Origin of the sequence: Pyramidobacter piscolens W5455 (genome assembly GCF_000177335.1) — a bacterium.
Lineage (GTDB): Bacteria > Synergistota > Synergistia > Synergistales > Dethiosulfovibrionaceae > Pyramidobacter > Pyramidobacter piscolens.
On the sequence record NZ_ADFP01000055.1, the window covers coordinates 1 to 21,187 of the forward strand.

General features: G+C 61.3%; 22 protein-coding genes, 1 tRNA gene and 1 pseudogene. 16 read left to right on the plus strand and 8 right to left on the minus strand.

Annotated features, from left to right (window positions below):
- The 5 genes and pseudogenes from HMPREF7215_RS13145 to HMPREF7215_RS05055 all read left to right on the plus strand — a co-directional run.
- A pseudogene (locus HMPREF7215_RS13145) lies at positions 1–424 on the plus strand (hypothetical protein); the annotation flags it as partial.
- Positions 421–1,341, plus strand: coding sequence for a riboflavin biosynthesis protein RibF (gene ribF / locus HMPREF7215_RS13570; RefSeq protein ID WP_009164606.1), 921 nt, complete (start codon positions 421–423; stop codon positions 1,339–1,341). The pseudogene HMPREF7215_RS13145 and the gene ribF, both read left to right, overlap by 4 nt.
- Positions 1,342–1,624: 283 nt before the next feature.
- Complete coding sequence (locus HMPREF7215_RS05045) at positions 1,625–2,287, plus strand: ECF transporter S component (RefSeq protein ID WP_009164608.1); 663 nt, start codon at positions 1,625–1,627, stop codon at positions 2,285–2,287.
- Complete coding sequence (locus tag HMPREF7215_RS05050; RefSeq protein WP_009164609.1) at positions 2,275–2,910, plus strand: DNA-3-methyladenine glycosylase I; 636 nt, start codon at positions 2,275–2,277, stop codon at positions 2,908–2,910. Before HMPREF7215_RS05045 ends, HMPREF7215_RS05050 begins: the two co-directional genes overlap by 13 nt.
- A gap of 66 nt (positions 2,911–2,976) precedes the next feature.
- A tRNA-Arg gene (locus HMPREF7215_RS05055) sits at positions 2,977–3,053 on the plus strand.
- A 101-nt stretch (positions 3,054–3,154) separates the two neighbouring features.
- Here HMPREF7215_RS05055 and HMPREF7215_RS05060 read toward each other — a convergent pair.
- The 5 genes from HMPREF7215_RS05060 to HMPREF7215_RS05075 all read right to left on the minus strand — a co-directional run bounded on the left by HMPREF7215_RS05060 (position 3,155) and on the right by HMPREF7215_RS05075 (position 6,048).
- Entirely contained in the window at positions 3,155–4,096 is a 942-nt protein-coding gene (locus HMPREF7215_RS05060) for a sugar-binding transcriptional regulator (RefSeq protein ID WP_009164610.1), read from the minus strand.
- A gap of 122 nt (positions 4,097–4,218) precedes the next feature.
- Complete coding sequence (locus tag HMPREF7215_RS05065; RefSeq protein WP_009164611.1) at positions 4,219–4,545, minus strand: hypothetical protein; 327 nt, start codon at positions 4,543–4,545, stop codon at positions 4,219–4,221.
- 22 nt (positions 4,546–4,567) lie between these two features.
- Positions 4,568–4,690, minus strand: coding sequence for a hypothetical protein (locus HMPREF7215_RS13910; RefSeq protein ID WP_009164612.1), 123 nt, complete (start codon positions 4,688–4,690; stop codon positions 4,568–4,570).
- A gap of 33 nt (positions 4,691–4,723) precedes the next feature.
- Complete coding sequence (gene lsrF, locus HMPREF7215_RS05070; RefSeq protein ID WP_009164613.1) at positions 4,724–5,446, minus strand: 3-hydroxy-5-phosphonooxypentane-2,4-dione thiolase; 723 nt, start codon at positions 5,444–5,446, stop codon at positions 4,724–4,726.
- Between the two features lie 8 nt (positions 5,447–5,454).
- Positions 5,455–6,048, minus strand: coding sequence for a dihydroxyacetone kinase subunit DhaK (locus HMPREF7215_RS05075; RefSeq protein WP_009164614.1), 594 nt, complete (start codon positions 6,046–6,048; stop codon positions 5,455–5,457).
- A gap of 24 nt (positions 6,049–6,072) precedes the next feature.
- Here HMPREF7215_RS05075 and HMPREF7215_RS05080 point away from each other — a divergent pair, with 24 nt between their 5' ends.
- The 5 genes from HMPREF7215_RS05080 (at position 6,073) to HMPREF7215_RS05100 (ending at position 10,481) form a co-directional block, all read left to right on the plus strand.
- Positions 6,073–7,116, plus strand: coding sequence for a TRAP transporter substrate-binding protein (locus HMPREF7215_RS05080; RefSeq protein WP_009164615.1), 1,044 nt, complete (start codon positions 6,073–6,075; stop codon positions 7,114–7,116).
- Between the two features lie 13 nt (positions 7,117–7,129).
- Positions 7,130–7,615, plus strand: a complete 486-nt coding sequence (locus HMPREF7215_RS05085) for a TRAP transporter small permease (RefSeq protein ID WP_009164616.1) — start codon at positions 7,130–7,132, stop codon at positions 7,613–7,615.
- Positions 7,612–8,904, plus strand: a complete 1,293-nt coding sequence (locus tag HMPREF7215_RS05090) for a TRAP transporter large permease (protein WP_009164617.1) — start codon at positions 7,612–7,614, stop codon at positions 8,902–8,904. The genes HMPREF7215_RS05085 and HMPREF7215_RS05090 overlap by 4 nt, the downstream gene beginning before the upstream one ends.
- Positions 8,905–9,059: 155 nt before the next feature.
- Complete coding sequence (locus HMPREF7215_RS05095; RefSeq protein WP_009164619.1) at positions 9,060–9,827, plus strand: amino acid ABC transporter ATP-binding protein; 768 nt, start codon at positions 9,060–9,062, stop codon at positions 9,825–9,827.
- Positions 9,828–10,481, plus strand: coding sequence for an amino acid ABC transporter permease (locus tag HMPREF7215_RS05100; RefSeq protein ID WP_009164620.1), 654 nt, complete (start codon positions 9,828–9,830; stop codon positions 10,479–10,481).
- 98 nt (positions 10,482–10,579) lie between these two features.
- Here the strand turns inward: HMPREF7215_RS05100 and HMPREF7215_RS05105 are convergent, their stop codons facing one another.
- Positions 10,580–11,467, minus strand: a complete 888-nt coding sequence (locus HMPREF7215_RS05105) for a lysophospholipid acyltransferase family protein (RefSeq protein WP_009164621.1) — start codon at positions 11,465–11,467, stop codon at positions 10,580–10,582.
- Position 11,468: 1 nt separating this feature from the next.
- Positions 11,469–12,746, minus strand: a complete 1,278-nt coding sequence (gene tyrS / locus HMPREF7215_RS05110; RefSeq protein WP_009164622.1) for a tyrosine--tRNA ligase — start codon at positions 12,744–12,746, stop codon at positions 11,469–11,471.
- A gap of 266 nt (positions 12,747–13,012) precedes the next feature.
- On the opposite strand from tyrS, the gene HMPREF7215_RS05115 reads away from it, so the two are divergent.
- The 6 genes from HMPREF7215_RS05115 to HMPREF7215_RS05140 all read left to right on the plus strand — a co-directional run bounded on the left by HMPREF7215_RS05115 (position 13,013) and on the right by HMPREF7215_RS05140 (position 19,523).
- Positions 13,013–14,281 carry a CdaR family transcriptional regulator gene (locus HMPREF7215_RS05115; protein WP_009164624.1) on the plus strand — a complete coding sequence of 423 codons (1,269 nt, stop codon included), beginning with the start codon at positions 13,013–13,015 and terminating at the stop codon, positions 14,279–14,281.
- Positions 14,282–14,418: 137 nt separating this feature from the next.
- On the plus strand, positions 14,419–14,982 hold the full coding sequence (gene ahpC, locus HMPREF7215_RS05120; protein ID WP_009164625.1) for an alkyl hydroperoxide reductase subunit C: 564 nt from the start codon (positions 14,419–14,421) through the stop codon (positions 14,980–14,982).
- Positions 14,983–16,629 (plus strand): FAD-dependent oxidoreductase, encoded by a 1,647-nt coding sequence (locus tag HMPREF7215_RS05125; RefSeq protein WP_009164626.1) that lies wholly within the window; start codon positions 14,983–14,985, stop codon positions 16,627–16,629. It begins immediately after the preceding gene.
- A 296-nt stretch (positions 16,630–16,925) separates the two neighbouring features.
- A complete protein-coding gene (locus HMPREF7215_RS05130; RefSeq protein WP_009164628.1) occupies positions 16,926–17,174 on the plus strand; it encodes a hypothetical protein in 249 nt (82 codons plus the stop codon).
- 6 nt (positions 17,175–17,180) lie between these two features.
- Positions 17,181–18,656: a sodium:solute symporter family protein gene (locus HMPREF7215_RS05135; RefSeq protein WP_009164629.1), complete on the plus strand. Its 1,476-nt coding sequence runs from the start codon at positions 17,181–17,183 to the stop codon at positions 18,654–18,656.
- An 81-nt stretch (positions 18,657–18,737) separates the two neighbouring features.
- The gene (locus tag HMPREF7215_RS05140; RefSeq protein WP_009164630.1) at positions 18,738–19,523 is read left to right on the plus strand and encodes a creatininase family protein; all 786 of its coding nucleotides are present in this window, start codon (positions 18,738–18,740) and stop codon (positions 19,521–19,523) included.
- Positions 19,524–19,716: 193 nt separating this feature from the next.
- On the opposite strand, the gene HMPREF7215_RS05145 is transcribed toward HMPREF7215_RS05140, so the two are convergent.
- A complete protein-coding gene (locus tag HMPREF7215_RS05145) occupies positions 19,717–20,841 on the minus strand; it encodes a metallophosphoesterase (RefSeq protein WP_198004562.1) in 1,125 nt (374 codons plus the stop codon).
- Between the last annotated feature and the right edge of the window lie 346 nt (positions 20,842–21,187).

Consider the following 21,187-nt stretch of genomic DNA (forward strand, 5'->3'; position numbering starts at 1 on the left):
CTGCCACCGCGGCACCTACGTGCGCAGTCTGGCGCGCGACCTTGGCCGCGCGCTGGGAGCGGGCGCGCACCTCTCGGGGCTTCGCCGCCTGTGCGTCGGCTGTTACCGTGCCGAAGAGGCGCTGCCTTACAATCCGCAGGCTCCCGCGGGCGAAACGGAACTCGCCGGGCGGATTCAGTCCGTCGAATCGCTGGCTTCCCAGTATTACAGTTACGACGCCAACGCTTTCTGCGAGAAACGGCTGAGCAACGGACTTGGCGTGTACGTGAGCTTCATGCGGTTCCGCAACCCCGGCGTGGTGCCGGTGGACGAGGGCGTGATGGTCGTAGGGAAGGACAGTCTCTGTCTCGGCGCGCTGAGAGTCGAGAACGGGCGAATGATAATCTATCCGCAGGCCAACATCCCCAAGGCGGTGAGTCTGTGATCGTCTGCATCGGAGCTTTCGACGGCTATCACCGCGGCCATTTTTCCCTGTTCCGTCAGGCGCGGGAAATGGCCGCGCGCGCTCATACCGAATGGAAAATCGTCACCTTTTCGCCGCACCCCCGTTACGTGCTGGGCGGCCTGAAGGCCCGGCTTTTCACACTCGAGGACGCCGCGTTTCTGCGCCGCAATTTCGACATCCCCGAGCCGCTGGAAATCCCTTTTACTCGAGAATTCGCCTCGACGGAGCCGCGGCTGTTCCTCGACGAACTGCGGGCGCGTCTGGGCGTGACGGGCATCGTCGTCGGGCGCGAGTTCCGCTTCGGGCGCGATCGCTCCGGCGACGGCGAGTTTCTCGCCCGCTACTGTGCCGAGCGCGGGCTGGAACTGGCGCTGATGCCGCAGCTGGTCATGGACGACGGCATCGTCGTCAGCAGCACCCGCGTCCGCGACATGGTGCAGGCGGGGAACGTGGACCAGGCGGCGGAACTGCTCGGCTATCCGTGGTTCCTTTTTTCAGAAGTCGTGGGGGGCGAGCGCCGCGGGCGCGCCATGGGTTATCCCACGGCGAACATGCTTCCCGACGAAAAAAAACTGACGCCCGGTGAGGGCGTGTACGCCGGCGCGATGTGGCACGGCGGCCGCTGGTGGCCGGCGGCCATTTCGGTCGGGCGCAATCCGACGTTTCTCGTTCAGGGCAGTCTGCGCATCGAAGCGCATGTGATCGGTTTTCACGGCGATCTGTACGGCCGTCGGCCGCTGCTGGCCTTTTTGAAGCGGCTGCGCCTGATGACGCGCTTCAGCGGGCGCATGAGCCTGATGAAACAGCTGGCGCTCGACTGCGAGGAAACGCGGCGGGTCTTCGACGCCTCGCGGCCGCTGTTGAAAGTTTTCCATTGCCTGCCGTCGTTTGACTGATACTCGTTCTCAACTAAAAGAGCTCAATGAAGATACGATTCTTCGAAGCGCTCTGAAGGGCTTGTGCCGCGTCGCAGAGCATGCTCTGTGCGGCATTTCAACGATGTCTTTTTATTGAAAATCAGGATCAGTATGGACACAAGAAAATTCGGAATGCCTGTTGCCGGGCGTTCCGAATTTTTATGGTCTCGACCAAGATGGAAAAACTGACGATTGGTAAATTGAGCGGGACGGAGTATGATATTCGCAAGAAAATCATTTCGATATTCTGCGAGGGACTTGGATGAAGGATGATACCATGTCGCTGGCGCGCTGCCGGCGTTTTTCGCTGCATTCGCTTGTTCTGACGGGTATGCTTGGAGCGGTCGGCGCGCTGCTGATGATCCTCGAATTTCCGGTGCCTTTTGTGCCGCCGTTCGTGAAGTTCGATCTTTCCGAGCTGCCGGTGATCCTCGGCGGCTGCATGATGGGGCCCGGCGCCGGAGCTTTTGCGGCGGTCGTCAAGGTAACGCTCAATTTCCTGCTTAACGGCACGACGACCATGGGCGTCGGCGAGGCGGCAAACCTGTGGGGCAGTCTGTGCTACGTCGTGCCCGCGGCGCTTTTTTACGGCCGCCGGCGCACGAAACGCGCCGCTGCGCAGGCGCTGCTTTGGGGCACGCTGTGCGCTTCGTCGCTGATCGTGCTGGGCAACTTTTTCGTCTTTTTTCCTGCTTACGCGCGCCTGCTGGGACTGAAAATGGAGACGGTGATCGGCATGGGGCACGCCGCCAATGCCGCGGTGACGGATCTCTATACGCTGATGATCTACGCCCTGCTGCCGTTCAACCTGTTCAAATACGGCGTCACCTCGCTGCTGGCGTTTGTGATGTACAAGCGGCTGAAGCGGTTCCTGCGCTTTCCCGGTGAGGAACGCGAGCGGGGGAGAGAAACATGGGACGAATGAAGCCGCCGGAAGGGAGCTGCCCCTGGAGCGCAGCGGATCCCCTGCTGAAAGAATATCACGATCGCGAGTGGGGTGTGCCGCAGCATGACGACCGCGTCCTCTTCGAGCATCTGCTGATGGAATCCATGAGCTGCGGGCTGAGCTGGCTGCTGATGCTGCGCAAGCGCCGATGCTTCGCGCGCAATTTCAGCCGGTTCGATTACGCTCAGGTGGCCGGATACGACGAGGCAACAGTCGCTCGGATCATGGCCGATCCCGAGATGATCCACGCCGAACGCAAAGTGCGCGCCGTCGTGGACAACGCCCGGCGCTTTCTCGACGTGCGCCGGGAATTCGGCAGCTTCGCGGCGTACGTCTGGAGCTTCACGGACGGGCGCACCGTGATCTATCCCGCGTATCAAAAACAGCGCCTGACGCGCAGCGCTCTTTCCGACGCGTTCAGCGGCGACCTGCGCCGACGCGGCTTCAAGTTCGTCGGCACGGTGAGCATGTTCTCGTTCCTCGAAGCCTGCGGCATGATCAACGATCATCTGCACGGCTGCTTCCGCTGCGGCGAAACGCGCGCGCTGAATAAAACCGTGATCGTAGCGGATCCCGACGCGCCGTGGATCGTCGGGAAGTAAGGAAGCCCGCGTTCATTTCTTGCGGCTTTGAAGCGCTTGTGTTATGATGAACCCGCTTTTGAGAACGACCCCGTAGCCCAGATGGATAGAGCGACTGCCTCCTAAGCAGTAGGTCGCGCGTTCGAGTCGCGCCGGGGCCGCCAAATGATAACGATTCGGCTTGATTCAAAGTCGGTTGAAAATCGCCCTCGAAACCTTTGTTACAAAGGCTTTGAGGGCGATTTTGCGTTGGGTTGTTCTGCCGTCAGCCGGCGAGCTCCAGCGTTTTGACTGCCAGCGGGGCCGGGAGGATCAGCGTGTCGATGACGCTCAGTCGCAGCGCGCCCAGCATACAGGCGGGCTGGAGCAGAGACGAGCAGACGGCGGTCACTTCGGGAACGTTGCGGAGCCGTTCGATCGAGGGTTGCAGGACGTTGTTGACTTTTGCCGCGATGATCCGTCCGTCGACGTCGAAATAATGTGCCAGCACGCGGCCGGTGCAGGCGTTTTGCGTCAGCCGCGCGCCGAAGCGGTATTCGACGCCGAGGTCGGGATAGGCGGCGCAGTTCGAGACGGAAATGACGGCGCGGTCCATGGCGTCCCAGCGCCGGAGGATGTCGCCGCAGGCTTTTGTTGCAGTGAAGGCGTTCAGTTCCTCTTCTGATTCGAAAAAGGCCGGCATGTGCAGAAATTCGGCTTTCATGCCCGTCTGGTCGGCGAGAAGGGCGACGATCTCGTTCGTGCGATAGCCGCGATACGAAGCGCCGATGCTGCCGATGAGCGGAAAGATCGCCGACTGGCCGCGGAGTGCCTTTTTTTTCGTGCCTTCGGCGTAGTCGGCGAGCTGTCCCATCATGTGCCCCCAGCCGACGCCGGTGTTTTCGGGCTGAGTTTCGCCGTCGAAACAGAAGCGGTAGGCGGCCGCGGTGACGGCGGCGTCAGTCTGGCTGTGATTGTTCAGCGCGGGAACGACGATGGCCTTTTTGATGGAGAAGAGGGATTCCAGCCGGCGGGCGATCAGCGGCGTCTGGCTTGCGGCGCGGTTGATCGTGATGGTGACGATGCCGGTCGTTCGCGCTTCGCGCAGCAGCACGCTGACCATGGGGCGCGAAACGCCCAGCCTCGCGGCGACGGCTTGCTGCGTCATGTTTTCTTCGTAGTAAAGGCGGGCGGCTTCGATGAGCCGTTCGATTTTCGATGAGGGCACCGGTGATCACCTTGAATCTCCGAAAATGATTTAACGCCCGTTCATTGTACCAAAATCCGCCGCGGCGGCGAAGGTGCAAAAAAGGAATCCCCGCGCGGAGGATTCCTTTTTTTGTGCGGACTTCAGCTCTTTTCCTCGTACAGTTCGATCAACGCGTCGTCCATTATCACGAAGGCCAGACGCGCCGTGTCGGAGAGGACTTCAGGCCCGAAGACGATCTGCTGTGCCTGTTTCAGATAGGGATCCATGTCGTCCACTTTGTAGGCGACGTGGAAGAGCTTGGAGAGGATTTCGGGAAAGCGCGTGCCTTCCTCGAACTTGAGGTATTCGATCTTGTAGTCGTACTCGTCGACGCTCTGGTTGACCCAGAAGCGTCCCCACTCGTTCCAGACCATTCCGGGTTTTTTGTTCAGCACGGGGATCCCGATGTGCATGTATTCGGCGGACATGAAGCTCGCTCCTTTCGTCGGTCTACTTGCTCAGCTCCTCATAGAACTCGAAAGCTTCCGTGTCGGTGAATTTTTCGTGGACGATCTTGGCGACGGCGCGGCACATGGCTGCGGGATGCCCGCTCTGGAAAATATTGCGTCCCATGTCGACGCCGCAGGCCCCTGACTGGATGGCGCGCTAGGCCATCGTCAGCGCCTCCCGCTCGGGCATCTTTTTGCCGCCGGCGATGACGATCGGCACGGGGCAGGCCGCCGCGACCTTTTCGAAGTCGTCGCAGTAATAGGTCTTGACGATGGAGGCTCCCAGCTCGGCGAGAAGACGCGTCGCCAGCAGGAAATACTGCGTGGTACGCGCCATTTCCTTGCCGACGGCGGTCACTCCGAGCACCGGCAGGCCGTAGCGGTTGCCCCGGTCGACGGCGCGGCAGAGCGCCTCCAGCGAATCGCGCTCGCCGGCTCCGCCGACGAAGCACTGGATCGCGATGGCGGCCGCGTTCATGCGCAGCGCCTCTTCGATGTCCAGCCCCGATCCCGAGCCGGTGGACATGTCGTCGAAAAGCACCGAGGCGTCGTGCGTAGCCCGCAGGCAGACTGGCTTGTTCACCGTGGGCGGAATGCAGGATCGAATCGCGCCGCGCGTAGCCATCAGCACGTCGGCGTATTCGGCGAGAGGCGCGATCGAGAGGTCGAGGCGTTCCAGGCCGGCGGTGGGGCCCATGATGTAGCCGTGGTCGAACGCCAGCATCATCGTGTGGCCGCTTTGGGGATTGAAGAGTCGCGAAAGGCGGTTTTTCATGCCCCAGTCGGTGTTGTTCAGTCCTTTGACGAAGAAGCCGCCGCGGTCGGCGGAGCGGTCGAGCCCGTAGTCTCTGGCGGCTTTGTTCCCCTGAGCGTCAGCCATGGCGCGCCTCAGCGGCTGAAGGCGATCGTGCGGACCGGCGTGTTCCACCGGGCCAGCGTCAGGTCGTCCCACTTGGCGATGTTGAGCTGGAAGCCCGCTTGTTCCTGAACGGTCAAAATCTCGCCGACCATGTTGGCGACGACTTTGATGCCCAGAGATTCGAGATAATGCACGCAGTCTTTATAGAGAATCCACATTTCCATCAGCGTCGTGGCGCCGGAGCCGTTGATCATCACGAAGACTTTGTCGTCGGATTTCAGTTCCAAGTCCTTGATCAGCGCGTCGGCCATGATGCGGATCGTCTCCTGCGCGGTCTTCATCGGCTGACGCCCGCCGCCTCCTTCGCCGTGCTGTCCCATACCGATTTCCATGTCGACGTCGCCAAGGTCGCCGAATTCGGAACCGTTGGCGGGATGCGTGGCGCAGCGGGCCGCTACGGCGATGGTCGCCATGGAGTCGGCGTACTTCTGGGCGATGTCGGCCACTTCGTCGAGCGAACGGTCTTCCTTGGCGGCCGCGGCGCTTGGAAAAAAGTTTTTCGCGGGAGCGCTGTCATTTCTCGGGGCTTTGGGATAGAATGTCAGGAGCTTCGCAGCGGACAAATTTGATCTGGAGAGGTATGGAAGATGAGAATTTCTGTTATCGGCAAAACGGCGCTGGCCTGCGCGCTGGCGATGGGGCTGAACGGCGCGGCGGGCGCGGTTACGGTGGTGAAGATGTCGCACATCGGGCCGGCGAACGTCGAGAACAACGTGGTGCATTACTTCGTCAAGGAGTTCGCCTCGCGCATCGCGGAGCGCACGCAGGGGAACGTCACGTTCGAGCTGTACCCCGACGAGCAGTTGGGCAGCGAAGAGCAGCGCATGGAGCTGATGATGAAGGACGGGCTGAACCAGCCGGTGGCCGACGTGTCCTCGTTCGCGGCCATGGGCACGGTGCTGCCGGAGCTGTATCCCTCGTCGGTGCCGTTCATGTTCAACGGTTACGAGGCGGCGCACGTTTTCTTCGACGAGAGCGAATACTGGGCCAATCTGAAAAAGCTGTTCCGCGAGCGCACGGGCTGCGTGCTGATCGAAGCGGTGGAAGAGGGCGGCTTCCTCGCCTTCACCAACTCCAAGCGCGAGATCCGCAGCCCCGCCGATTTCCCCGGCCTGAAGTTCCGCGGCATGGACGAGGGACAGGTGGCGATCTTCAAGGCGTTCGGCGCCAGCGGCACGCCCATCCCCTGGGGCGAACTCTACATGGCGCTGAAAACCGGCGTCGTCGACGGGCAGATGAACCCGGCTTTTTACGTGCTGCTGGGCAGCCTGCCGGAAGTGCAGAAGTACATGACGCTGGCGAACATCCAGTACTCCGACCAGTTCCTGGTCATGAACGGCGACCTCTTCGACAGCTTCACCGACGAGGAGCGCGCCGTCATCCTCGAAGCGGCGAAGGAAGCGAACCGGCTGACCCGCGCCCGCATCGAGGCGGAGGATTCCCAGCAGGTGGAAAAGTGCCGCCGGCTGGGCATGCAGGTTTACGCGCCCACGTCCGCGGAGATGGAGCAGTTCCGCAGCGTCGGCCAGCCCGCCTACATCGAGTGGCTGAAGAGCAAGGTCCCCGCCGAGTGGCTCGAAGCGGCCCTGCGCGACGCCAAAGCGGCCAACGAAAAAGCCGCCGCGAAGTAAAAGTCTGCGCCCGATGAAATTTCCCGAACGGCTGTGCCGCCGGGTGGGGCTCCTCAGTCTCTGGTTCGGCGGCCTGCTGCTGATGATCAACATCGGCGACATCGTCATGGGCGTGGTGCTGCGCTATTTTTGTCATGCCGCTCCCATCTGGACGGAGGAGCTGGCGCGCTTTTCGCTGGTGTGGATGGTGCTGATCGGCGCGGCGGCGGCCTTTCTCAACGGCGACCAGATGTCGATCGACTTCGTGGTGAACGCTTTGCCGCCGCGCGGCAAGGCGTTCTGCCGCCTTTTGTCGGCGGCGGTCCAAGTGGCGGTTCTCGGCGTGATGGTTTGGTTCGGCGCTCAAAACGTGATGGGCGGCTGGAAGATGAAGACCATGGCGCTCGGCGTGCCCAAGGCGCTGCCGCTGACGGCGGTGCCGATCGGCATGGCCATGTTGCTGGCCGTCGTCGTCGCCAGGTGTTGGCAGGATTCTGAAAGCGGGAGCGAAAAACGATGAACGGCTTCCTTCTGTTGGCGGTGTTTTTTGCGCTGATGCTTTTCGGCGTGCCGCTGTACGCTTCGCTGACGATGGCGGGGCTGCTCGGCATCCTCGACGCGGGCGGCCCGGCGTTGCTGCGCGTCGTTCCGCAGCAGTTTTTCGGCGGCATGGATTCCTTCTCGTTGATGGCGATTCCTTTTTTCATCCTCACGGGCACGCTGATGAACCGTTCCGGACTCACGGACCGCCTCATCGACTTCAGCCGCCTGGCGGTCGGTTCGGTGCGCGGCGGGCTGGGGTACGTGAACGTGGTGGGCAGCGTGATCTTCGCCGGCGTCAACGGCAGCGCCGCGGCCGACGCTTCGGCGCTGGGCTCGATCCTGATCCCGGCCATGGTGAAGGAAGGCTTCCCCGTTTCCTACGCGGCGGGGATCACGGCGGGCAGCTCGCTGATCGGGCCGATCATTCCTCCCAGCATCTTCATGATCATCTACGCGTCGATGACCAACACGTCCATCGGCGGGCTCTTCGCCGCCGGCGTGGCGCCGGGGATCGCGCTCGGCCTGGCCTACATGGTCATGAACTGGTACTACGTGCGCAAGTACGACGTGCCGAAGACCGACCTGACCGGCGTGTACGCGCAGAAATGGCGGATTTTGTTCCGCTCGCTTCTGGCCCTGCTGGCGCCGTGCATCATCATGTGCGGCATCATGTCGGGCGTCGTCACGCCGACGGAGTCGGGCGCTCTGGCCGCGGCTTACTGCGTTTTCGCCGGCGTGGCGGTGACGCGCCGGCTGACGCTGCGCGGTTTCGCCGAGGCGATCGGCGAGACGGTGCGCCTGACCAGCGCGATTTTTCTGATTATGGGCGCGGCTTCGGTGGTCGGCTGGTATCTCAAGTGGGAGCGCGTCACGCAGGCGTTCAGCCAGGTCATCGTCGACGCCGGGCTGCTGGGGCATCCGTGGCTGCTGATGGTCGTGCTCAGCCTGATCGTCTTCGTGATCGGCATGTTCATGGAGGAGATCTCGGTAATGACGCTGCTGACGCCGGTGTTCGCGCCGCTGGCGGCCAAGGCCGGCATCGACCCGTTCCATTTCGGCGTGGTGATGACGCTGAACGTGACGATCGCGTTGATCACGCCGCCGGTAGGGGCCTGCAACTATATCGTCGCCGCGGTGGGCAAGGTGCCGCTGGGCGAGATGTTCCGCCGGATCTGGCCGTTCGTGCTCGCGGCGCTGGCGGTGCAGCTGGTTATCGTTACGTTCCCGGTCTTCACGACCTATATCCCCCGCCTCATGGGATTGTAGAAAAGTTTTGCGGAACAGGCTGGCTGTCGCGCCGGCCTGTCTTTTTTGTGGGGAGCGTCTCTTTCGCGAAAAATATAAACAAAATTGCAATTTTCATCTGGCAATAAACTGATAGTTGATTTATAATGAACGCATTTCAATGGAGGTGAGCGAATGTGACTCACGCGATAGAAGTAAAAGATCTGCATAAGTCGTTCGGCTCTCTCGACGTGCTGAAAGGCGTCTCGCTGAACGTCGACGAGGGAGAAGTGATTACGGTCATCGGCCCCAGCGGATCGGGCAAGAGCACTCTGGCGCGCTGCATCGCCCGTCTGGAGAAGATCGATTCCGGCGAAATCTATGTTTACGGCCGCCGCATGGACGGCGGGAAGATGTCCAACGCCATGGAGTCGGAGCTGCTGGGCATGATCTTTCAGCAGTTCAACCTGTTCCCGCATCTGAGCGTGCTGGAGAACGTGGCGATCGCGCCGATGAAAGTGCGCGGCAAATCTCGCGCCGAGGCGGAGAAGACCGCCGGAGAACTGCTCGAGCGCGTCGGCCTCGGCGACAAGATCGAGGCGTTCCCTGCCCAGCTTTCCGGCGGCCAGCAGCAGCGCGTGGCCATCGCCCGCGCGCTGGCCATGGATCCGAAGGTGATGCTGTTCGACGAGCCGACTTCGGCGCTCGATCCCGAACTGGTCGGCGACGTGCTCAGCGTCATCGCTGATCTGGCCAGAAGCGGCATGACGATGATGATCATCACGCACGAGATGCTCTTCGCCAGGGAAGTGTCCGACCGCGTCGTCTTCATGGCCGACGGGCACATCGTCGAGCTGGGCACGCCGGACGACATTTTCGTGCACCCGCAGAAGGAACGGACGCGTGCGTTCCTGCAGCGCGTACTTTCCCATTACGGCGCGGCCGTGGCGGAGGAGGCGAAGTAAATGGAACTGGACTTTTCCGTGCTGATCCCCTATATGCACATGTTCTGGAAGGGCGTGTGCGTGACCATTCAGGCTTCGTTCTTCGGCGTGCTGTTCGGTTCGGCGCTGGGCATCTTCATCGGTTCGTTCCGCGTCATGCCGTTCAAGCCGCTGCGCTATCTGATGGCGACGTACATTTACGTGCTGCGCGGCACGCCGCTGATGATCCAGCTGTTTTTGATCTACTTCGGCCTGCCGGCGCTGGGCGTGAACCTCGACGCGGCTACGGCGGGCATCCTCGGCATCGGCATCAACTCTTCCGGCTACGTGGGCGAGATCGTCCGCGGCGGCATCGAGGGCGTGCCGAAGGGGCAGTGGGAAGCGGCCAAAATGCTGGGGCTGTCCTATTGGCAGACGATGAAGAGCATCATCCTGCCGCAGGCGATCCGCCACATGCTGCCGGCCATCGGCAACGAATTCGTGACGCTGATCAAGGAGTCGTCGCTGCTCTCCGTGCTCGCCATCAGCGACCTGACGATGGTCGGTCAGCAGGTGCGCAGCGTCACCTATGCCTCATTCGAGACGTTCATCTTCGTCGCGCTGGTCTATCTGGTGCTGACCAGCGTCACTTCGGGCGCCTTGCAGCTGCTGGAGAACCGCTGGAAGGTGAAGTGACGCGGCTGAAGAGCCGGAAAAAAAACAAACAGGGCGTCTGGCCGAAAATTCTCGGTCAGCCGTCCTGTTTTATTTTGCTTCGAAATTCCGCCGCGGAACTACTGCATTTTCACGCCGGGGCGGTCGGGATCGGTTTTCCAGCGGCGGTGGAACCAGAACCACTGCTCGGGGGCGAGGCGCACCATGTCTTCGAGCATGGCGTTGGCTTTTTGCGTCAGGGCGGCGACGTTCTCGCGGCTGCGCTCCTGCAAATTCCCGACGAGATCGGGCAGGAAGACGACGCGGTATTTGAACGGGGCCAGACGCAGCGAGTAGACGGCAAGCAGCGGCAGCTTTGCCGTCAGCGCCAGCGCGGCGGGGCCCTCGACCATGGTGGTGCGGCGGTTCAAAAAGGTCACGGGCACGGCGTGGGGACCGGCGTCCTGATCGGCGAGCAGGGCGATCCAATTGCCGGCCTGCGCCTGCCTGAGCATGTGGCGCACGTTCATGGCCCCCTTGCGCAGCGTGGTCTCGCCGAGGTTGGCGCGGTAGCGTTCGATCAGCGCCGCGAACTCAGGGTTGTCGGCGTCGCGCGCGGCGGGTTGGACGGGATAGCCGTTCCGCAGCAGCCAGCCGCCGAGGATCTCCCAATTACCGAAATGGCCGGCGAGCATAAAGCAGCCGGCGCCGGAGGCCCTCTGCGCGTCGGCGCATTCGCGCCCTTCCACTTCGACGACCATTTTGTTGACGAGAGCGGGATCGTTCTGGCAGGCGAGGAACTCCACGATCATCCACGAGAAGTGACGGTACATGCCGTGCAGCGTTTTTTTGCGCCACGCTTCGTCCTTTTCGGGGAACGAGGCTTTGAGCGCGTCGAGCACCAAACGCCGGCGGATGGGGACGAAGGCGAAAACGCTTCGGAAGAGGCCGTAGAGCGCGCGTCCGCGCCAGTCGGGGTAAGCGAGCGTTTTGCGCAGGAACTCGACGGCCGAAACGGCAAAGCTCATTTTACTTGCGGCCGATCATAAAGTATTTTTTCTTGCCGAGGCGGATCAGCGAGTAGTAGCCACAGAGCACGTCCTGTTCCCTGAGCTGCGCGCCGTCGTCGGCGCGGACGCCGTTGACGGACACGCCGCCGGCTGCGATCAAACGCTTGGCCTCGCCCTTGCTCTTGCACGCGCCCGTTTCGGCAAGCGCGTCGGCGAGCGGCATGGGCAGCGAATCGACTGTGCCGCAAGGCGTCTCGGCCGCCAGCGTGTGGAGCATGTCTTCCGTCAGGTCTTCGGGCGTGTAGGAACCGCCGAAGAGGATCTCGCTGGCGTGTCTGACGTTGGCCGCTACGTTTTCGCCGTGGACGAGCTTGGTGATCTCGTAGGCCAGCACGCGCTGGGCTTCGCGCTTCTCGGGCGACTGCATGTGACGCGCGACCAGCGCGTCGATCTCTTCAAGCGGCAGGAACGTGAAGTAGCGCAGAGTCTTGGCGATCGTGGCGTCTTCGCTGTTGACCCAGAACTGGTAGAACTGGTAGGGCGAAGTCTTGGCGGGATCGAGCCAGACGGCGCCGCCCTCGGTCTTGCCGAACTTGTGCCCGGCGGAGGTGAGCAGCAGCGGATTGGTGCCGCCGTACACCGCCGCGCCCTCTTCGTGCTTGCGGATGAAGTCGATGCCGCTGGTGATGTTGCCCTGCTGGTCGTTGCCGCCCAGCTGCAGGCGGCAGCCGTAGGTCGTATAAAGATGGTAGAAATCGTAGGACTGCAGCAGCGTGTAGGAGAATTCGGTGAAGGACAGGCTCTTGGTCGGGTCCTCGATGCGGCTTCTGACGTGCTCCTTGGCGATCATTTTGTTGATCGTGAAGAACTTGCCCACGTCGCGCAGGAACTCGAGGAAGTTCATGGCGCTCAGCCAGTCGTAGTTGTTGACCAGCAGGGCGGAATTCTCCCCGCAGTCGAAGCTGACGAAGTGCGCCAGCTGCTTTTTGACGCCTTCCACGTTGTGCCTGATCTGATCCATCGTCAGCAGATTGCGTTCGTTGCTCTTCATCGAAGGGTCGCCGATCATGCCCGTGCCGCCGCCGGCCAGCACGATGGGCCGGTGCCCGAGCCGCTGCAGCCAGGCCAGCCCCATCAGCGGGATCAGATGTCCGACGTGCAGGCTGTCTGCGGTGGGGTCGAAGCCCACGTAAGCGGTGACCATGCCCTTGCCGAACAATTCCTTGACGCCGCCGTCGTCCGTCGTCCAGTCGATGAAGCCGCGCGCGCGAAGCACCTCAAGCGCATTTTCCGTCATGCAAAATCAAATCCTTTCGCATCAAAAGAATATAAAATGTGCCGATCAACGAGTCAATAAAGTGTATCTTAGCACATTTGGCGGGGGATAGTTCATGCAGCACAGCTGATTTGAGCTTTTTGTTTGTTCAGAAAAGGCATAAGCGGATCTTTGCCGGCAACTTCGGAGGATCATTCGTGAAAATTCACTCAATAAGCTATTGCAAAAATATAAAATTTATGGCTAAATATTGACTGTGTTTATACTTTAAGCACAAGGTGAGAAAAATGTATGAACAGAATTCAGAGGGAAATATCCTGCTGCGCAAATGCGCCCAAGAAATTGCCGCTGCCGTCGCTTCGGCCATCAATTTCGACGTGATCATCACCGATACGGAAGGCGTTGTCGTCGGTTCCAGCAACGCGGACCGTCTTGAACAGTTTCACGAAGCGTCGCTCTCCGTCGTCGCCAGCGGAGAGAACGCTCGCACCGGCGAGGGGCAGGCGCATCAGCTCAGAGGCACGCTGCCCGGCGTGACGGCGCCCATTCAGAGCATGAACGGCCAGATCGCTGGCACCGTGGCCATCGCCGGAGATCCTGAAAAAGTGGCTCCTTTCGCCACGATCGTGAAGCGGCAGATCGAACTGCTGCTGCGCGAGCGCGAGCTGTACGCCTATTCGGTCAATCGCGAGAGCACGCTGCAGAACCTCGTTCAGGACATCGGCTCCTTCGTCCCCGGCGTCAGCAACGAAGCGCTGCTCCTGTCGCGCGTGTCCGAATACGGTTACGACCGCACCTGGCATTACATTCCCATCGCCGTCGACCTTTACCAGTTCGGCCGTTTCGCCCTGCAGGTCCGCGAGCAGATGCGCAGCCAGAGCGAGAACGCCGAGACTCGCATTCTCAACGTGAAGAAAGCCGTGCTTGCTTCGATCCGCAAACTCTTCGCCGAGCCGCGCGATCTTTCGGCGATGCTCGGCAACAACCGTTTCGTGATCCTTTTCGCGGCCGGCACTGAAAAGATAGAGCATGAAAAATCCATGCTCGAGGAAGCGACGGCGCGCGCGCAAAAGATCCTCCAAGCCATCGAATCCTTCGGTCTCAAGGCCGCCATCGGCATCGGCTCGCTGGCGTTAGGCATCTCCGCGTTGGCGATAAGCTATCAGGAAGCTTGGAAAGCCTTGTTTCTCGGCAAGAAATTCCGCCAGCAGCCGGGCGTGTACAACATCGCCGATTACCGCCTCGAAGACGTGATCACCACGATCGATTCGCCCGTGCGCACGCGCTTTGTCCAGGCCGTAACCGGGGCGTTCCGGCGTTATCCAGACTGGGAGCAGATGCGCGAGACCATCCGCGAGTGGTGCGAAAGCGGTTTTTCGCTGGTCGAGGCGGCGCGGCGCATGCACGTGCACCGCAACACGCTGATTTATCGCCTCGAAAAGCTCAACAAGGAATCGGGACTGGACCTGAAGGACTTCCGAACCTGCCTCAATCTCTATCTGGCGCTCGTGATGGATCGGTACGTCGGCCCCGCGGTCAAGGAGGAAGACCTGTAACCTGGAACCGCGCCCCGGACCCGGCGTGATAAAAGAGATTTTCCGCGCACTTCCCTCTTGACATCGCGCAGAAATATGATATTTTTAGTCGGTATTAATCAACGCTAATCCAAAAAACATCAAGGGGGTAATTCCATATGTCTCTTATCAACAAGGAAGTTTCCGATTTCAAAGTCTCTTCGTATCAGAACAACGAGTTCAAGACTGTCACCAAGGCCGACATCCTCGGCACGTGGAGCGTGTTTTTCTTCTATCCCGCGGACTTCACGTTCGTCTGCCCGACGGAGCTCGAAGATCTGGAGAACAATTACGAAAAGTTCAAGGCGGCCGGGTGCGAAATTTACTCCGTGTCCTGCGACACTCATTTCGTGCACAAGGCGTGGCACGACCACTCCGAGAAGATCTCCAGGCTGACCTATCCGATGCTGGCCGATCCGACGCAGGCGCTGGCGAAGGATTTCGAAGTCCTCATCGAGGCGGAAGGCATCGCCGAAAGAGGGACGTTCATCGTCAATCCCGCGGGGCGGATCGTCGCCTACGAAGTCAATTCCGGCAACGTCGGCCGCAACGCCGACGAACTGTTGCGCAAGCTGCAGGCCTGCCAGTTCGTCGCCGAGCACGGCGATCAGGTCTGCCCGGCCAAGTGGCAGCCCGGCGCGGAGACGCTGAAGCCGAGCCTTGACCTCGTCGGGGCGCTCTAAATGAGCGCGGGCGGCAAAAATCTCTACGACGTCATCATTGTCGGCGGCGGTCCTGCGGGACTGACCGCCGCTCTTTATCTGGCGCGGGCGTGCTACCGCGTGCTGGTCGTGGAGAAGGAAAAATTCGGCGGACAGATCACGATCACGTCCGAAGTGGTCAATTATCCGGGCGTCGAGCGCGCCAGCGGCGCGGAGCTGACGGAAAAGATGCGCCGCCAGGCCGAGAGTTTCGGCGCCGAGTTCCTGCTGGCCGAGGTCACGGGCATAGACGCCGGCGGCGACGTGCGCAAAGTCGCGACCAGCCGCGGCGTTTTCGAGTGCTTCGGTCTGCTCGTCGCCACGGGCGCGCACCCGCGCACGGTCGGCTTCGAGGGCGAGCTGGATTTTCGCGGCCACGGCGTCGCTTACTGCGCGACCTGCGACGGCGAGTTCTTTGCGGGCAAGCCGGTCTTCGTCGTCGGCGGCGGTTTCGCGGCGGCGGAGGAGAGCGTTTTTTTGACCAAGTACGCCTCGCACGTCACCGTGCTGATCCGCAAGGACGATTTTTCCTGCGCCAAGTCGGCGGCCGACGAGGCGAAGCGGCACGAGAAGATCACCGTGCTCACCAACACCGCGGTCGAGAGCGTCTCGGGCGACTCTGTGCTGCGCCGTCTGGTCTACGTCAACGGCAAGACCGGCGAACGCACAGTCTTCGAGCCCGAGAACGGCGACACCTTCGGCGTGTTCGTCTTCGCCGGCTACTCGCCGAGCACGGAACTCGTCAAGGGCATCGTCGAACTGGACGAGCACGGCTACGTCGTCACCGATCGGCAGCAGAAGACCTCGGTGGACGGCATTTACGCCGCCGGCGATGTCTGCATTAAAAAATTGCGCCAGGTCGTCACGGCCGTCGGCGACGGCGCGCTGGCCGCGACCGAACTTGAAAAGTACTGCGCGGAAATGCAGAAGAAGACGGGACTGAAGCCGGAAGTTCCCCACAAGCGCGCGGCCGCGCATCGGCCCGTCGATTCCGGACGCTCGGAAAGCGCGCCGGCGGTTTCGCCGGACGGCGGCCTCTTCAGCGGCGACATGGTCCGGCAGCTGAACGGTCTGTTCGCCAAGATGGGATCGCCGCTGATCCTGCGCCTGACGCTGGACGAACGGCCCGTTTCGCGCGAGCTGGAAAACTACATGGAAGCTCTGGCGCGCCTCACGGACAAGCTCACCGTGGAAAAAAGCGCGGCGACGGACGGCGACGGCGCTCCCTGCGTGAAAATCTGCCGCGCCGACGGCAGCGAAACGGGCGTCGCCTTCCACGGCGTTCCCGGCGGGCACGAGTTCACCTCGTTCGTGCTCGGACTGTACAACCTCGCCGGCCCCGGGCAGCGGCTCGATGACCAGACCAAAGCCCTTATTCGGAAACTCGACCGCGACGTCCACATGACGGTCATGGTCAGCCTGACCTGCACGATGTGCCCGGAGCTGGTGACCGCGGCGGAGCGTATCGCTTCGCTGAATCCGCGCGTTTCCGTCGACATTTACGATCTCAATCATTTCCCGGCGCTGCGGGAAAAATACAACGTCATGAGCGTTCCCTGCTACGTCGTCAACGACGGCCAGCCGATGTTCGGCAAGAAGACGGTCGAGGAACTGCTGTCGCAGCTGTAGAAAGAAGATTTTTTGTACGCAAAACTGACGACGCTTCGTCGCGCGCTGACTGTTTTTCAGCGTTCGACGGAGCGTCGCCGGTTTTTGTTCTTTCTGTGATAAGCTTTTGACGGAAAAAGACGCCTGTTTTCGATAGTTTTCTTAAAATGGACTGATTGACATGCATGAAGAAAGTTATTATACTTAAGTCGCAATTTATTGGATACATTTTTGCCGGTATCTGAGGTCTGGGGGGAAAGCTTTTACGGCCGAAGGCGCAGCGTGTTGAGGCGTTTCTTTTGAGAGGAGTAGCTTGGATGGATATTTTCAGCAATAAATTCGAGAAGAAGTGGGCGCTGATTTTCGGTTTTCTGTTTTTTGTCATCATGATTCCGTTCCCGTTCTTTTACGCGACCCGCTACATCCCCGTGATTTACGGGCTGCCCAGTTTCATCGTTGGCTGGACGGTCCACACGGCGATCACGATGGTCCTGATCGTCGTGTTCTACGCGCAGGCGATGCGCCGCCCCGAGTACCACGAATTTGACGAGGAGAAGGGAGCGTAGTTTATCATGGACGTAGGGACAATGCTCAAACCGATTCCGTCGGTCTTTTACGGCGTTCTGGCGTTTTATTTTGTGCTGATGGCGGGCATCGGTTATTTTTCGGCGAAAAACACCACTACGCTGAAGGACTTCTTCGTCATGAGCGGCAAAGCGGGCGCCATCGTCAGCGGCTTCGCTTATTTCGCCACGCAGTACAGCATGAGCACGTTCATGGGTTGCCCGGCGACCTGTTACAAGGTCGGCTTCGCGGGGCTTTCCATTTCCGTGCCGGGGCTGGTGTTCTCCATGATCATTCCGGCCCTGCTGGTGGGTCGCAAACTCATCAAGCTCGGGCATACGCAAGGCTTTCTGACGCTGGCCGATTATCTGGGCGACCGTTTCGAGTCCAACGGCCTGCGCACGTTCCAGGCGTTGCTGATGATCATCTTCATGATCCCAATGATGGGGGCGCAGACCATCGGCGCCGGCGTGATCCTGCGAGTTTATACGGGCGCGCCCGAGTGGGTGGGCATCGTCGGCATGGGGATCGTGGTCATCCTTTACTGCATGAGCGGCGGCATTCGCGGCGCCATGCTTACCGACGTGATCCAGGGCGGTCTGATGCTGGCCACGGCGATCGTCACGTTTGTGGTATCGGTCAGATTGGGCGGCGGTTTCGAGGCGATCTCGACGAAGCTGCTTGAGCTCAATCCCGCCTACATGTCTCATCCCGGCGTTGGCAGGGCTTACGGTTGGGCGAACTACGTGTCGATGATCGTGCTGTGGAGCTTTTTCTCGATCTCGCAGCCGACGCTGGTGACGAAGTTCTTCGCCATGAAAGACTACAAGGTCATGTTCAAGGCCACGATTCTCGGCACGCTGGGCATGTGGATCGCCGCGACGCTGATCGAGTGGTCGGGCGTCAACGGCATCGTTTCCATTCCCGGACTGCAGGGCAAGGACATCGACTTCATCGTGCCGCTGCTGCTGCAGAAGAGTCTTTCGCCCGTCATTTCCTCGCTGCTGATCACGGGCATCATGGCGGCCGGCATGTCGACGATCGACTCGCTGCTGATCTCCGCCACGGGCGCGATCACGCGCGACATTTATCAGAGGCGCGTCAATCCGCAGGCGACCGACGGCCAGATTCTGCGCCTGTCGCGCTACGTCACGGTGATCATCGGCGTGATCGCCATCTGCTTCGGCGTTTCCCGTCCCGCGACGATCTTCAAGCTGATCCTGTTCGCGTTCGGCGGGCTGGGGATCTGGACGGCGCCGGTGCTGCTGGGGCTCTACTGGAAGGGCGCGACCCGCGCGGGCGCGTTCGCCGGCGTGGCGGTGGGCGAGGCGCTTTTTGTCCTGATGACGCTGAAGCGTCCCGGCTGGGCGTTCGGCTTCAACCCGCTGATAGTCTGCTGGGCGTATGCGATGATCGTCATGACCGTCGTCAGTCTGGTGACCCGCAGGGCTTCGGACAAGACGCTGAAGCGGCATTTCGCCTAAGAATCGCAGAGAGCCCTGCTGCAAGCCGCCCGGCGCGCGGCGGGGCTCTCTCTTTGCCGGAAGTATGGGAGGGATTGAAAAATGTATTTGGCTTCGATGACGTGGCACGAGTTCCACGAAGCGACTTCCGACGATCTGCTGGCGTTGGTCCCGCTGGGAAGCACCGAGCAGCACGGCTCGATCGGACCGCTGGGCACCGATTTCGCGATCCCGGAAGAGATGGCGCGCCGGCTCGAGGCACAGTATCCCGATCGCCTGGTCGTGCTGCCGACGATGCCCTACGGCGTGTGCCCTTATCACACGGAGTTTAGCGGCACGATCGACATCGGCACGGCGGCGCTGCAGTCGGTGATGACGAGCGTCGCCGAGCATCTGATGAACGCCGGCGTGCGCCGTTTCGCATTTCTCAACGGTCACGGCGGCAACGATCCGGCACTGGAGGCGGCCTGTCTGGGGATTTACGAGCGCGGCGGCCTTGGGGCGATCCTGGACTGGTGGACGATCGCCCGCGAGCTGGATCCGCGCTGGGGCGGCGGCCACGGCGGCGGTCAGGAGGCGGTGGTGATGATGGCGCTGCGCCCCGACTGGGTGCGCAAGGAAAAGAACTTTGTCCCCGAGGAGATCCGGTCGCTGACGCCGGAACTGAAAAGCGCGTACGGCAACGCGATCGCCTTCAAAGGCGCCACGGTGAAGATCATCCGCTCGACGGACGCTTTCACCAAGACGGGCACCTTCGGCGGCGGCGACGACAGCTGCGCCAAGGCCGACGCGGCGTGGGGGCGCGAGATCTTCGAGGGAACGGTGCGTTACCTGGGCGATTTCGTGGAAGAGTTCCTGAAAGCCCCTCTGCCGGCGGCGAAATGCTGACGGCGGCGGAGAAGGAGTCCCTCGGCGCGATCGAGAGTCTGGCGTTGTAATCGTTGAGAAAAGCCGGTATTCGATCAAAAGTCGGCACAGGCTTTTTGATCGGCGAAGAGAGTCGGAGAGATGGAAAAAGAAGCGCGTTTCCGCGGTTGAAACGATTGCGGAAGACGCGCTTCTTTGTTTTTTTGTCGAGAGATCATTTGGCGGCGCGGAACGTGAGCAGCGTGATTTCGGCGGGATCCATGAGCCGCAGCGGAAAACCGTTCCAGAGCGACGTGCCGGGGCTGTTGAACAGTTTCATGCCGCCGACGTCGTACCAGCCCTTGACGAAGCCGCCGTTGAAGCGGGCGACGAGCCGGTCGAGCCCCGGCATCATGCCGCCGTGCGTGTGTCCGGACAGCTGCAGCGCCACGCCGCGGGCCGCGTTTTCACGCGCGGCTTCGGGGCGGTGAGCCATGAGGATGACGGGCGCGCCCTGGGGCGCGCCGGCCAGCGCTTTGTCCAGATCGGGCGCGGCGTAGCCCATGCTCGATCCCTGCTGGTCGGGCACTCCGGCCAGGATCAGTTTGCCTTCGCCGCGGACGAGCACGCGGTGCTCGTTTTCCAGCATCGTGACGCCGAATTTGCGCAGCTGCTTCATCCATGTGTCGAAGCCCGAATAGTATTCGTGATTGCCCGACGTGCCGAAAACGCCCAGCGGCGCTTTCAGCTGCGCGAGCGGTTCCAGATCCGCTTTGCGCTGACTGATCAGACCGTCGACGAAATCGCCGGGCATCAGGATCAGATCGGGCTTGAGCGCCATCGTTTTGTCGACGATGGCCTGGACCAGCGGACGGCGATTCAGCGCGCTGACGTGAAGATCGACGAGCAGCGCCACCCTGAGCCCCTCGAACTGGGGCGGCAGCCCGCGGATCGTCACGGGGCGCTCGGCGACGTCGGGCACGCGGATGGCTTCCCACGTGCCGTAAACGGTCAGCGCCGCGGCGAGGACGAAGACGAGCAGCGAAGCCCCGGCGGCGGGAAACGGCTGGCGGGCGCAGAGCTTCCACAGCAGCCAGAGCGCGTCTTTGATCAGCAGCAGAAACAGCGCCACGATCAGCAGATTGTAGAGCAGCGAGCCCGCGATCATGACCCAGCGCGGCAGGTCCGGAGCAAAGAACATGCCGCCACCCAGCCGCTGGTAGATGGAATTCTTGAAAGCCCCCGCCAGCAGCAGCGCCGCGGCGGCTAGCTTGCCCCCGAGGGGCAGCCGCAGCGGGCAGATCATGCTGAACGTTTCGTACAGGAAAATGACGATCGAGATCGCAAACATAACGCGCATGGAAAAACCTCCGGACATTCTTTTGTTCATGACGGCCGACGGGCCGGCGAAAAATACGGCATAATTTAACACCGAGAGCCCGCTTCAGGTCAAGCTTCCTCTTGGGCATGACAGCGACTCACGCCTCCGGCGCGCATGAAAACGCCGTTATGGGCGGATTGGCAACCCGGCGCTGTTTCTTGATTAAAACCCTGAATTACAGGAGCGCCCCGGGAAGATCCACGCAGAGAGTCACGCAGGTTGCGCAGCGGTCGAGATAGAGACGATAAATATATATTGTTGTTTTCAACGGTCTGGACGGAATCGCGTCTTTGCAGTACAATGACCACGTCAAAACAGACTGAAC